The 11,739-nt window shown below is 40.9% G+C and carries 15 protein-coding genes; 12 read left to right on the forward strand and 3 right to left on the reverse strand.

Annotated features, from left to right (window positions below):
- Positions 1-336: 336 nt before the first annotated feature.
- From AC0YNS_RS31545 to AC0YNS_RS31565, 5 genes are all read left to right on the forward strand, one after another.
- Positions 337-885, forward strand: a complete 549-nt coding sequence (locus AC0YNS_RS31545; protein WP_475784827.1) for a hypothetical protein — start codon at positions 337-339, stop codon at positions 883-885.
- 67 nt (positions 886-952) lie between these two features.
- A complete protein-coding gene (locus AC0YNS_RS31550; RefSeq protein ID WP_475784828.1) occupies positions 953-1,102 on the forward strand; it encodes a hypothetical protein in 150 nt (49 codons plus the stop codon).
- 47 nt (positions 1,103-1,149) lie between these two features.
- Entirely contained in the window at positions 1,150-1,965 is an 816-nt protein-coding gene (locus tag AC0YNS_RS31555; protein WP_475784829.1) for a hypothetical protein, read from the forward strand.
- Complete coding sequence (locus AC0YNS_RS31560) at positions 1,962-2,519, forward strand: hypothetical protein (RefSeq protein WP_475784830.1); 558 nt, start codon at positions 1,962-1,964, stop codon at positions 2,517-2,519. The genes AC0YNS_RS31555 and AC0YNS_RS31560 overlap by 4 nt, the downstream gene beginning before the upstream one ends.
- Before the next feature lie 145 nt (positions 2,520-2,664).
- Entirely contained in the window at positions 2,665-3,090 is a 426-nt protein-coding gene (locus tag AC0YNS_RS31565; RefSeq protein ID WP_475784831.1) for a DUF1801 domain-containing protein, read from the forward strand.
- Between the two features lie 82 nt (positions 3,091-3,172).
- Here the strand turns inward: AC0YNS_RS31565 and AC0YNS_RS31570 are convergent, their stop codons facing one another.
- Together AC0YNS_RS31570 and AC0YNS_RS31575 are read right to left on the reverse strand one after the other, a co-directional pair.
- Entirely contained in the window at positions 3,173-4,165 is a 993-nt protein-coding gene (locus AC0YNS_RS31570; protein WP_475784832.1) for a Gfo/Idh/MocA family protein, read from the reverse strand.
- A gap of 2 nt (positions 4,166-4,167) precedes the next feature.
- The gene (locus AC0YNS_RS31575; RefSeq protein ID WP_475784833.1) at positions 4,168-5,157 is read right to left on the reverse strand and encodes an aldo/keto reductase; all 990 of its coding nucleotides are present in this window, start codon (positions 5,155-5,157) and stop codon (positions 4,168-4,170) included.
- Between the two features lie 220 nt (positions 5,158-5,377).
- On the opposite strand from AC0YNS_RS31575, the gene AC0YNS_RS31580 reads away from it, so the two are divergent.
- Together AC0YNS_RS31580 and AC0YNS_RS31585 are read left to right on the forward strand one after the other, a co-directional pair.
- Positions 5,378-6,046, forward strand: coding sequence for a cysteine hydrolase family protein (locus AC0YNS_RS31580; RefSeq protein ID WP_475784834.1), 669 nt, complete (start codon positions 5,378-5,380; stop codon positions 6,044-6,046).
- 97 nt (positions 6,047-6,143) lie between these two features.
- A complete protein-coding gene (locus AC0YNS_RS31585; RefSeq protein WP_475784835.1) occupies positions 6,144-6,539 on the forward strand; it encodes a hypothetical protein in 396 nt (131 codons plus the stop codon).
- A gap of 1,463 nt (positions 6,540-8,002) precedes the next feature.
- Here the strand turns inward: AC0YNS_RS31585 and AC0YNS_RS31590 are convergent.
- Positions 8,003-8,401 (reverse strand): MerR family transcriptional regulator, encoded by a 399-nt coding sequence (locus tag AC0YNS_RS31590; RefSeq protein ID WP_475784836.1) that lies wholly within the window; start codon positions 8,399-8,401, stop codon positions 8,003-8,005.
- 112 nt (positions 8,402-8,513) lie between these two features.
- Between AC0YNS_RS31590 and AC0YNS_RS31595 the strand changes: the two genes are divergently transcribed.
- The 5 genes from AC0YNS_RS31595 to AC0YNS_RS31615 all read left to right on the forward strand — a co-directional run bounded on the left by AC0YNS_RS31595 (position 8,514) and on the right by AC0YNS_RS31615 (position 11,425).
- Entirely contained in the window at positions 8,514-8,699 is a 186-nt protein-coding gene (locus tag AC0YNS_RS31595; RefSeq protein ID WP_475784837.1) for a hypothetical protein, read from the forward strand.
- Positions 8,700-8,961: 262 nt separating this feature from the next.
- Positions 8,962-9,312: a hypothetical protein gene (locus tag AC0YNS_RS31600; protein WP_475784838.1), complete on the forward strand. Its 351-nt coding sequence runs from the start codon at positions 8,962-8,964 to the stop codon at positions 9,310-9,312.
- Positions 9,313-9,674: 362 nt separating this feature from the next.
- Complete coding sequence (locus AC0YNS_RS31605) at positions 9,675-10,601, forward strand: beta-propeller fold lactonase family protein (RefSeq protein ID WP_475784839.1); 927 nt, start codon at positions 9,675-9,677, stop codon at positions 10,599-10,601.
- A gap of 26 nt (positions 10,602-10,627) precedes the next feature.
- Positions 10,628-10,846, forward strand: coding sequence for a hypothetical protein (locus tag AC0YNS_RS31610; protein WP_475784840.1), 219 nt, complete (start codon positions 10,628-10,630; stop codon positions 10,844-10,846).
- 126 nt (positions 10,847-10,972) lie between these two features.
- Positions 10,973-11,425 carry a hypothetical protein gene (locus AC0YNS_RS31615; protein ID WP_475784841.1) on the forward strand — a complete coding sequence of 151 codons (453 nt, stop codon included), beginning with the start codon at positions 10,973-10,975 and terminating at the stop codon, positions 11,423-11,425.
- The last annotated feature ends 314 nt before the right edge of the window (positions 11,426-11,739 follow it).

An 11,739-nucleotide genomic window follows, 5' to 3' on the forward strand; every position in this document is an offset into this window, starting at 1 on the left:
ACGGGGTCTAGCCCCACGGGCAGTGACGTTCTACCCCGGCTACCCGTACTAAACCTCTTAAAGACAAAAGAGGTCAACCAGTAAAAACTGGCTGACCTCATAATACGAACGGGCAGTATTGTTCAATAAAAGGTGCAATGTTACACTGATTTAAGTGGGTTAAAATACCATAAATGGAGCGTGGAAACATGAAAATAAACCCTTTTGGATCAATAGGATCGCCTCTGCGCCAGGTGGTACCGGCTATTTACGAGAGTATTCGGTATTACCTGGAATAGAGATTATGACACCTATTGAAGGATAAGCATCATCGCTCATGAACGGGGGATTCGGCATATGGTTCTATCAAAGAAATACATCATAGTATATGGTTTTATTGGAGTTGTTTTAATTGCAATGATTGCTATTTATTTGTCTAATCGTACCAATAAACTTTATGGGAATGATATCGAATCCATACAGAAAGTGATTAAGACTTTTGAAGGTTATGAAGATAAATCAGTTGAGATTTTGGAGATAAAAGACATCAATGATGTACGGATCGTTGGCTTCTTATCCAATAATAATCCAGCCTATATTCGATTTACTAAAAACCATAAAGGCAATTATGAGTCGACAAATACCGAAGAACATACAGGTCAATCGTTTACTGCATTCTTAATCAACCTATCGAATGATGAGACCCGTAATTCAGAATTTATGATGATTACGAATCAGGAAAATGAAATTGCGAAAATGGAATTAGAGGTAAATAAACAAGTAATTGAACAAGCATTTCGTGTAAATCAAAAGTCTGTTACTTGGATTGATTTACCTAAAGATGATACCCTTGCATTCAAATATAAATATTACGATAAGGACGGAAAGCTTCTTAGCGATAATTAACTACAAAGGCTACGCGACAATTCCGCTAAATGCCAGCTAAATTTTACAGTGAGGATGGAGGAGGGTTATGGCTATATTTATATTTATTGTGTGCATAATTCTAGTTTTAGGCGCACTTAGAACAGACGTCATGATGAAGGAACAATTAAAGAATGATAAACGCATCATTGAAAGGCTTGATAGGTTAATTAATCTACAAAAAGATAAAAAAGAATGAACGATAACCTATCCGAAAAATATAGTCGTAAATAGCGGGGTATGATGATGAACAAACATTGGATTTGGCTGCTTGCCTTGGCGGTCGCTGCTTCATGGGTGGGCAACCTATGGTTTTATGAGAGTCAAAAAATAGATAAGCCGCTTTTCTTGAAACATTATTATGAGATGCCTGAATCACTGCTCCAACAAATGCGGTTCTATTATCTTACGAATAAGGACTCTTCACGCGAACCTTATCAGATCGAGCTAGCCGATGGCATTATGCTTCATGTTGAGCATATCGAAACAAGAGATGAGAAGGGAAGATTGCAGCTGCGGGAAGCAGTTTTGTCGCCTTCGTCGATCGCAATCGGACAGCTTAAAGAACAGCTTATTATCGATCAACTTCGTGTCTATTACAACGACGGATTTGAAGATACGGTAGAGATCGGTAAATTGATTATTCATCCTGATAAACAAGCCCTCCCGCTGGAGTCAAATTTCACGAGAGGTTCCTCAGACGGCACTGGAGGAGACGGATACATAGCGCGCAGAGACGTTGAAATCACAGCCGTTTCGAATAGCTATACCGATTTGCTTGGAAGTGGGTTTGAATTGATGCTAAATAACGGCAGCGTAAAGGCGAGTGATTCCGGCGCTTTTCCTATTCAACTTCGCAAAGGTGACTCCTTCTCAATGAACTATCGCTTTCTGTTGCCAAAGGGGGATATACGTCAATTCGATGTTTTTCAACTCATGGTTGTTGCGGAAGACAAGAATGGCAATCCTGCAGGTGTTATGTACATCAACAAGCAGCCGGATTTATATGAGAAAGATCTATCTAAATACGTCCGTTTGAGAAAGGAGGAAGCATCGCTTTGAAAAACGCTTTTCTCCGTTTCTCTTGGGGTGTGGTAATCGTACTCATAGATTTTCGAATCGGTATGTTCGACATCCTTCCCGACATTGTCGGGTATGCGCTGATGTGGAATGCTGTAATCGGCCTGGGTCATTTTCGCAGCAATTATCTGAAAGCTCAGTGGCCCGCTGCTCTTCTTACTTTGTTCTCTGTTGCGGAAGTGGTGCCGTTCTTTGGCCAATCCGTTCACTCATTTGACGTCTCTCCTCCATGGTTGGCATATGGCAGCATGATGTTGTTTCTTCAATTGCTCTTGGTAAACTGGTTCCTTCTGGCACTATTCCAACACGCGATCGATACCGCAAATCACACCTTCGCTGAATCTGTTAACCGATGCCGTATGTTTGTTATCTTCGTTAATGTCGTATCGTTGATTAGTTTCCCATTTAGTATCAACTGGTCTCAAACTACAGTCATGCTGTGGTCTATCTTGATCCTAGGATTGGGCATTTTATCAGAACTGGCTCTGGTCTACATTTGCAGGCGCGCCGCTGCTTCGGTAGGTAAGTCTGATTAGAAGGCGAACTTGATGAATAAGGCGATGGCGAATGAATGATATTGTATGTTCATTGGATTCATAACTGCATACCAGAGATGGGCGTACAGAAATAAAAGAGGTGGTTAGAACAGTCTAGTAATTGAAAATGGAAGGAGCACGTAATATGAACACACAAGAACAAATAGGAAAGTATATTACCAGCCAACCTGAACCAAAACGTAGTGATATGCAAGCGTTGCACCGAATCATTCTGCAAATAATGCCAGAATGTAAATTATGGTTCTTGGATGGTAAAAACAATGAAAATAAAACGGTTTCCAATCCTAATATCGGATATGGAATTCACACCATAAAATATGCTGATGGAAAAACCAGAGAATTTTATCAAATTGGCATCAGTGCAAACAAAACCGGAATCTCTGTCTATATCCTTGGTATTGAAGATAAGAAATATTTAACCCTTACATACGGGGAAAAACTCGGCAAGGCGAGTGTGAGCGGATATTGTATTAAGTTCAAAACGCTAAAAGATATAAACATTAGTATACTTGAAGAGGCAATACGATTTGGGGTTGAGGCGACACGATAAAGTAACTCCAATATCCTGTATAAGGACTTTTCATTAGATGTAAGAAGCCACTCCTGTTGAGGAGTGGCTTCTTTTTAACAGATTAGTTGTGCAGCTCAGACAACGAGACTACGCGTTTCTCAGCCACAGAAAGATAAGCGGCTTCCATGACTCTTGTCAAATCGGTTGCGAACTCGTTATTCTCATCAGGATGAGTATCATTCATTATATGGCCGACCCATTGCTCGATTGCAGTAGGCAAGTCAGAAAGATGGTCAATCGTTACCCACTCCTGTTGTTCCAGCTTGTTGCTGCGAACGCGAATCACGTCATCCGGTAATCCGTATAGAAGCGACCCTTCCGTGCCGTGAATTTCAATACAGAATGGGGAGTGAGGAGTGAGGTAGCCTGTTTCAAGAATACCGACAGCACCATTCTCATAACGAAGCGTTACGGTTGCATTGTCTTCTACTTCTTTGCCAGTTACGTAGCCGAAGCTGGCGGTAACACTTTGCGGCAACCCAAGAAGATAGCGTGTCAGATATACAGGGTGGCATCCCAGATCGATTAGGGCGCCGCCTTGGCATTGCTCAAGATTATAGAAATGATCAGGAAGCCAATTTCCAGTCGTTCCGTTGTGTGCGTTACGAACGCGGACTTGGGTCAGCTGGCCGAAGAGGCCTTTATCAATCAGCCCTTTAATCGTTGGTGTATAACGTTCGTTCAGTCGGAACATCGAAACCGTGAATTTGACTCCGGCTTCTCGTACAGCAGCTTTAATTTCATTAACTTCTTTCAGCGTAGCTGCAACCACTTTCTCTGTGAAAATATGTTTGCCTGCGCGAGCCGCCTTCACCATCACATCGCGATGCATATTTGTTGGCGCATCTACGACGACGGCATCGATATCTGTACGGGCAAGCAGCTCATCTAGATTAGCGATAAACGGTACGCCCAGTTGGTCTGCGATCTCCTGACCACGATCAGGAAGCTCGTCCCAAATAGCGGCTACCTCAAGGTTCGGATTGGCCTGCACTTGATTGGTGTAATCCCAGGCATGTACATGCCAATAGCTGAGCATGGCTACGCGAATCATTTTTAAATTCCTCCTAAGGGTTTGGATGATAAATTATTTTCCAGAAAGTGAAGCTGCTCAGGCGTTAGCAAGAAGTCTCCTGCCGCACAGCTGTCACGCACATACTCTTGTGTTTTCGATCCGATGATCGGAAAAACAGGGAAGGGCTGGGATGTCAAATAAGAGAGCGCGATAACGGTTCCGGTTGTCCCGAGCTCGCCGGCCAGCTGCTGTACGCGATCCAGAAGATCGAAACAGCGATCGTTGAAGAAGGTTCTCTCTACATGTTCTGCACTTCCTTGCGTTCCTGCTGCTTTCCCTCGCGCATACCGACCGCTGAAGAAACCGTTCGCCTGTGAGGAGAATGGGATAACGGCCATTCCGGATTCCTGATAATAGCTTCTATCTGAGTCAAGATCATCTCTCGCCGAGCCGGTATAATAACCAGCTAAATTCCAATAGGGCTGATTAGCTGCGAAGGGGGTAAGCCCATTAGCAGCTGCATAGCTTTGAGCTTGCTTAATCCGCTCCACTGTCCAGTGCGAGCAGCCGATCTGACGGATTTTACCTGCCTGCACTTGGCTGTGCAGAGTTTCCATAATTTCTTCAACGGGCCTGGTTGGCTCATCGCGATGCAGCCAGTATAGGTCGATATAGTCGATTTGGAGCAGCTTTAGACTCTCATCAATCTCTTCCAGAAGATCGTGTCGTCCAAGTCTTGCTTGATGAGGCGTTTCATCCTCGGGATGCCCACCTTTGGTGGCCAAAACAAGCTTGTCTCGGTTTCCCCGTTCCTGCATCCATTCGCCAAGCCGGATTTCGGTTAAGCTTCTTCCGACGCCTAGCCAGTTATCGTAATAATGCGCCGTATCGATAAAATTCCCGCCCAGCTCAACATACAGATCAAGCAGTCGAAATGCTTGCTCCCGGGGCATCCCTCCCCCGAAGCCGCCTGTACCCATGCAAATGACGGAAGCATTTAACCCTGTGCCTGGTATTTCCTTGTAACGCATGTCTATCCATACCTCCCCATATACACACCTGAACAACCTTGAGATGACATGTTCCTGACGAAGTTGATTCATGTTGTAGAATGCCATGTTTTTCAAAAGATGACAATGTACAATAAAGCAATCAATTAGCGTGATGGTTATTGATAAAAAAGGATAATTGTTCCATGGAATATTTCGGTATAATGAAAACTGACAATATGGGCGAGGGTGGTGTCTAGCTATGGGGAATCATGCAACAGAATTAAGATTATCCGTAAGAAAATATAATGCCGAATCTGATTTGCAAATTAATATCGTTCCAGAAAGAACAGCATTGCTATTAGTTGATTGTGATGAATCATCGGCTGATAAACATGTTGTTGAGAACGAGATATACTCGGCACTTAGCATCGCGAGGGAATCGGGCATGAAAATTGTTTATCTATTCAACGCTATTTATGGGGTTGGGGGGCCAAATGATGTAACAACAAAGATTCATGGATTAGACTTTCTTGAAAATAGTTGGAAACCTATGATTCCTAAGTTTAATCCCGACATACAACCGCTCGATAATGAGGCAGTTATTCCAAAGTCGCATAAAGATGGATTCAATGGAACTGTGCTCGACTATTATCTAAAAACATGGAACATTGATACATTGATTACTGTTGGCTTCCATTTAAAATCGTGTTTATTCCATACTTGTGTAGGGGCTCGCCATCATAATTATCGTGTTGTGATGTTGAGAGATTGTACAAATTCAAGTGAATTCCCAGACACCATTGATGATAATAATCCCGAAGGCGGTTGGTTAAGGTTTGTATTTCTAAGAATATATGAAACCGATATTGGTTATACCTCGACCTCGTACGAATTGAAAAGTGCTTACTCTACTAAAGAGGGTCGATAGCTAAACGAACAAGGAGCAGATTGCTGGGTAGTAACTGTCCATTTGTTGAATGTTTATATAAGAATCCTGTTGCAAAACTTGAAAGGAAGAGAAAACATTGAAAAGTTTTCTTGAAAATAAAATTCAAGTATTTATTAATAAATTAATTTGGTTCACAATATTTTTTATCACATTTGATATGGCTAATTCTCAAATTACACATAGTAAATTTGAGTTTGAAGCTATAAAGATAATTAGCTTTGCAATCGGATTTACTGTTTCTTCTGATACGAATGATAAGGAATTATTCAAGAAAGATGACTTTAAAGTCATAGATAAATGGCTCTTGATGGTATTTGTTTTTTATCTAGTTGTCTTTTTAGTCGTGGATTATTATAAAGACCATAAAATTGAATTAATAAATATCATTATGGGCCTAGGCTTAGTGAGTATCGGACATATTATTTATATTTTAGCGACTCTCATTCATAAAAATCTAGTAGATAAACGTTAGAAAACTCCAAGGTGGTAGGTATGAAAAGCTTGGTGATAAAATTCAAGCGACAGTGAAAAAGATGTTTGTATTACTAATTACATCACGTCTTCTGAAAATAAACGAACGGGCATGTCGGACGACAAGAACGGCACCAGACATATTATCCTGATACCTGTATGCGCGCTGGTTGGGGCAGTGCTAGTGTCAGTTGCGGATACTTTATCCACGCGCATGGGGTGACTCAGGCGCAGGGGCTGCGCGCACGCCGTCCTGGCAGGATAGATTACTGCCAACATAGAAGATGTATTTAAATTATTGAGTTTTAAGAGGTGTTTTATGAGCCAGTCTTCGTTACAATATCATACTTTTATAAAAGAGATTTTGAATGATAAAACAGTATGGATAGTGAAAGATGAGCAGTGGACTTTCAAAACAAATGGCTAACAATTGCTCGTTCCCAACCCCTTAAAATATAAACACTTTAGACCCGCAGCCCGTTGCTGCGGGTCTAAAGTGTTTATTGAAGTAACGGGAGGTTAGCGTAACAATTTCCAAACGTTTACGTCTAAATAGTGGAAGAAAGGAGATATAAAATGGAGCTTCTTGTTGCAATGATGATATCATCCTTCATTATATCAATAGTTGTTGTTTTAGTGCGGAGATATAAAAGAGGAATGTGGGCAGAATATAATTCTAAAAATACTGGTCTGATTGTTATCGCGATTGGTTTACTTTTTAATTTATATCTCTTATGGAGAAATTAGGACAACTCTACTAAGGATGTAAATGTGTCTTTTGTAACATTATCGACAGGATGAACAAGTCATCGTATTCCATTGTAAGGTCCACACCGCCCCTATCCACTTGTTAGCCGTCCCCAAAAAACATATTTCAACTGTGATGGACGTAGAAGAATCAGTATTCTAACGGGAAACGATAGTTTAAAAAGAAACAGTTAGCGCGAACGTGTAACAATATTTTCATTGGGCAGGAGCAGAAAATCTCGTCCCGGATCGGGGCGAGGATGAACCTATGGAACCGGAATAACACAGACTGAACGACCCATTTTTCGAAATGATCAACTTCTGTATTCCTTTGGGGAATGATATGAAACTAAGAAAGCCAACAAGAGGAAACCTGCTGCAAATGGCGGTTCCTCTTTTTTTATTGAGCTAACTGTTCATCATCTTTTTTGCTGATACAGGGTCTGTTTTACTTGCTCCAACAGGATGGGTTCTGGAGGAGAAGTTGCGTGAATCTGTTACTATACGTACTTTCATTGTTTTTGCACGTTCACTTATTCTTGTAGTTGATTCAAGTGATAATCGTATTGTAGGGATAGATATTTACGCATAGCCGATTGAACTAACGAGGAACGAAAGCTCATGGCGAAAAGAAGACAATGGAGTTCAACAAAAAGGATGGCATATCGAATGTGCCATCCTTTTTGTTTTAAAGAATGGGATGTGCCCAAATCACATCTAACAACACTTGCCTGTCTTTTGTATCTGCTCCAAACATTCTGTCCAGTTAAGACTTTTGCTGCTTATACAGTTGTCTAGAAGCTGAATCATCGAATCAACATGATTCTTTTTATCTTCTAGTTCGAATCGTTTATTCTTTGCCAATTGCTCCCACTGGTCAGAAATAGGACTATCTGCTTCATAGCCCTCTAATAGTACCGCAATTTCCTGAATGTGAAATCCTGTCTGCTGAGCGACTTTAATAAAGTTGATGCGTTCAAGCAACCTTGAGTCATACCGGCGTTGACCGTTTTTTCGATCGGGGGAGGGCAATAAACCAATTGACTCATAGTACCTCAGAGTCGATGCGGCCACATTAGCCTTTGCAGCTAATTGGCCAATACTAAGCTCATTCATCTCATTCACCCCTTGACTTAAAGTTGACTTTAAGTTTTATGATTGAAATAGTGATATTATTCGAGGCTTAAGAAAATGCATAAGTAATTATGGAGAACGAGGAGGGAGTTATATGGACAAAATCTCCATACAAGTTTATTGCTCACGTTGTCATGAAATAAGATGGATAACCGCCTATCCAGATGAATATAAATATTTCGGACCAAACACTTATCCAGCTGCAATTTGCTTGGATTGCAGAGAAGATATTGAAAGGAAATTGCAAGATTACCTGGAAAAAGAAAACAACAAAAGTTAATCTAGGGACACAAATCCACTTACATAATGTATGGAGTGAAAGCTTGATGAATCAAGCTTTTTTTTATCATCTATTTCGCACGTAGGAATCGCATCTTTTTATCCATAGCATAAGGCATCCGTATAAAGGACTCTATTTAACTACTTTTTTGGGTGCAAAGTGTCCAAGCTATAGTATGAAATATACATATAATAACTAATACCAACTTCCAAAAAAAGGATATTTATTTCTTATTAAGTCTGACGTAAAGAGGGGGGAATGAATGCCACTATTATCAACCGGTCCAATTACAAATGAACCTGTAGATGGGATGAGACCGACTCAACAAGTCACGATAAAAGTGAATAACCGCGATCCTGTTAATTATTCTATCGTTCTACTAGAGGGTTATGTTTTATACGGTACCCGGTCATTGTATGTACAGGAGTTGTTCTCCATCCAACCTAATGCAGTTATTACAAAAAACTATCCAGCAAATTATGACACATTCCAATTCGTTTTTACAACAAGTGGTCCAGCAGTAGACAGTACCGAAATTTCTTTCTGGGGAAAAAAATTATCCGGACAGTTAGTAGCAGTCCAACGTCTTGTATCAAATGAACTTCAAGACTAACGTGAAGAAGGGATGAATGAATGGCATTATTATCAACCGGTCCAATTACAAACGAACCTGTAGATGGGATGCGACCAACTCAACAAGTCACGATAAAAATGGATAATCGCGATCCTGTTAATTACTCTATCGTTCTACTAGAGGGTTTTGTTTTATACGGTACTCGGTCATTGTATGTGCAGGAATTGTTCTCCATCCAACCTGATGCAGTTGTTACAAAAAACTATTCGGCAAATTATGACGCATTCCAATTCGTTTTTACAACAAGTGGTCCGGCAGCAGACAGTACTGAAATTTCCTTTTGGGGAAAAGATCTAACCGGACAGTTAGTAACGGCTCATCGTCTTGTATCAGATGAACTTTTGGGATCAGGAACCGGAGCAACCGGTACCCTATCGGTTAATCGTATTTATGTGACTAACTTCAATAGTAATAGTGTATCCGTAATAGATGGGATAACGAATGCGGTCATTGCTACCGTTCCGGTTGGCATTAGTCCCGCGGGTATAGACGTTAATTCGTTAACCAATCGAATCTATGTTGCGAATGTAAACAGCAGTGAAGTTTCCGTTATTGATGGAAATTCCAATACTGTAATCGCCACCATACCCGCAGGGGATGGATCCGGGGATGTGACTGTCAATCCAGCTACGAACGCGATTTATACTGCGAATTTCAATAGTAATGACGTCACGGAGATTGAAGGCTTGACTAATACCGAGGTGACCACCTTTACACCTGTGGGAGGAAGCCCTTTTCCTACGGGGATAGCTGTCAATCCGTTGACCAATCTGATATATATCGCGAATTTCAATTCCGATATCGTAACTGTGGTCGATGGCACGACGAATACGGTAATCGTCAACATTCCAGTTGGGGTTAATCCATTCCGTGTAGGAGTCGATCCGGCTACAAATCTAATTTATGTTTCGAATTTCACCAGTAACTTTGTATCCGTTATTAGTGGAGCTACCAATCTCGTAGTCGCTAGTATTCCGGTCGGGATTTCTCCAGGTGAAGTAGGGGTTAATTCCTCGACGAATGCGATCTACGTCCCCAATCGAGATTCGGATAACGTATCGGTAATAAGCGGACTAACGAATACCGTTATCGACACGATTATTGTTGGAAATAATCCGAATGGGGTAGGAGTAAATCCAATAACGAATCGGATCTATGTCACTAATCAAGATGATAATAATGTGTCTGTGATCGATGGTGTAACCCAAGCGGTAATTGCTACGATCCCGACAGGGGCACGTCCATACGCGATAGGCGTAAATCCTTAGGAACTTTCGATGGGGTGGTGATTCGTATGAAGGAAGTTCAAACGATGAGTGAATTATGGGAACTGGTGTCCAATCTAACAATAGAAAATTCGGTATGCCAAGTCTTGATCCCCGGAATTGGAACATTCGCAATCGTATTGCAAGAGGTGAACAACCAATACGATTTAGTTATTTTAGATGAAGAGAAGGAACTGCTCAACATGTCGGCATCCGAACTTTCGAGAAATCCATATCTGTTAGATTGAAGAATGGGCTCATTGTTTTTCATTAAAGTAACAGGCTACAGATATCTCTATTATTCTTTGTGTCCAAGCACTTAAACTTTCTATGAATAGATTAGGATAAAAAAGAAAGCGAGCTGTGCACAGAAAATGTCTACTCAATTTTTGGATTCACGTCTATCGTTAAATAATACGTCTAGTACTGGCACTGCAATTTTAACAGCAACTCCCACTTTATTTGGTGATATTGGACTACAAACTGTTCACGCTATAGGGACCCCAAACGTAAATGATGTTCGTATTCAACTTTGGGGAATGGTTGGGGTCAATAGAAGTGCAACAAACACAGTCAACATCCTTATCGAAAGGGGAGGTACTGGTGTATTCGGTACAGGAATTCTCATCTTCTCTTCGAATATTGAATTAACTGCTGGCCCAGGCTCCAGAGACTTGACATTTGTTACTGGCGATTTCCCTCCAGTAACTGATGTTGTAACTGGTCAGATTCGGTATACAATGTATTTGTCAAGTGATGAACCAACTGCTGTAACTCTTACAGGTCCAGTAACTTTTACTGGTTCAGCTTGTGCAGGCACATCTTAAACTAAAAACGATAGTTGAGGAGCTTTGCCCACGTAGCAGCTCCTTTTTCATTTGTTGAACGATCTCTTTGATTATGGCGAGTTTATCTTCAGCAACGTATTGAATTTATAGACATGAAAAAATGCTCCCTTCCTAGCAGCAGGTTGTTATTATTTCACCTGTCTACTATTTGGGGAGCATATCAACAATCGGCAGCCTGTTGTGCTAAACCAGCTAATATCTTGTCAACATTTTTCATTAGAAGCTTGAAAAAATACTGCTATACTAGAATCTAAGCATTACAAATAACCCTCCGAATTTATATTGGAAGGTTT

It is taken from the genome of Paenibacillus sp. J22FR21, assembly GCF_056269135.1.

What these genes read in the sequence shown, in the direction of transcription:
- AC0YNS_RS31545 (WP_475784827.1), top strand. Translation starts at nt 337, where the DNA reads ATGGTTCTATCAAAGAAATACATCATAGTATATGGTTTTATTGGAGTT.
- AC0YNS_RS31550 (WP_475784828.1), top strand. Translation starts at nt 953, where the DNA reads ATGGCTATATTTATATTTATTGTGTGCATAATTCTAGTTTTAGGCGCA.
- AC0YNS_RS31555 (WP_475784829.1), top strand. Translation starts at nt 1,150, where the DNA reads ATGAACAAACATTGGATTTGGCTGCTTGCCTTGGCGGTCGCTGCTTCA.
- AC0YNS_RS31565 (WP_475784831.1), top strand. Translation starts at nt 2,665, where the DNA reads ATGAACACACAAGAACAAATAGGAAAGTATATTACCAGCCAACCTGAA.
- AC0YNS_RS31570 (WP_475784832.1), bottom strand. Translation starts at nt 4,165, where the DNA reads ATGATTCGCGTAGCCATGCTCAGCTATTGGCATGTACATGCCTGGGAT.
- AC0YNS_RS31575 (WP_475784833.1), bottom strand. Translation starts at nt 5,157, where the DNA reads ATGCGTTACAAGGAAATACCAGGCACAGGGTTAAATGCTTCCGTCATT.
- AC0YNS_RS31580 (WP_475784834.1), top strand. Translation starts at nt 5,378, where the DNA reads ATGGGGAATCATGCAACAGAATTAAGATTATCCGTAAGAAAATATAAT.
- AC0YNS_RS31590 (WP_475784836.1), bottom strand. Translation starts at nt 8,401, where the DNA reads ATGAATGAGCTTAGTATTGGCCAATTAGCTGCAAAGGCTAATGTGGCC.
- AC0YNS_RS31595 (WP_475784837.1), top strand. Translation starts at nt 8,514, where the DNA reads ATGGACAAAATCTCCATACAAGTTTATTGCTCACGTTGTCATGAAATA.
- AC0YNS_RS31600 (WP_475784838.1), top strand. Translation starts at nt 8,962, where the DNA reads ATGCCACTATTATCAACCGGTCCAATTACAAATGAACCTGTAGATGGG.
- AC0YNS_RS31610 (WP_475784840.1), top strand. Translation starts at nt 10,628, where the DNA reads ATGAAGGAAGTTCAAACGATGAGTGAATTATGGGAACTGGTGTCCAAT.
- AC0YNS_RS31615 (WP_475784841.1), top strand. Translation starts at nt 10,973, where the DNA reads ATGTCTACTCAATTTTTGGATTCACGTCTATCGTTAAATAATACGTCT.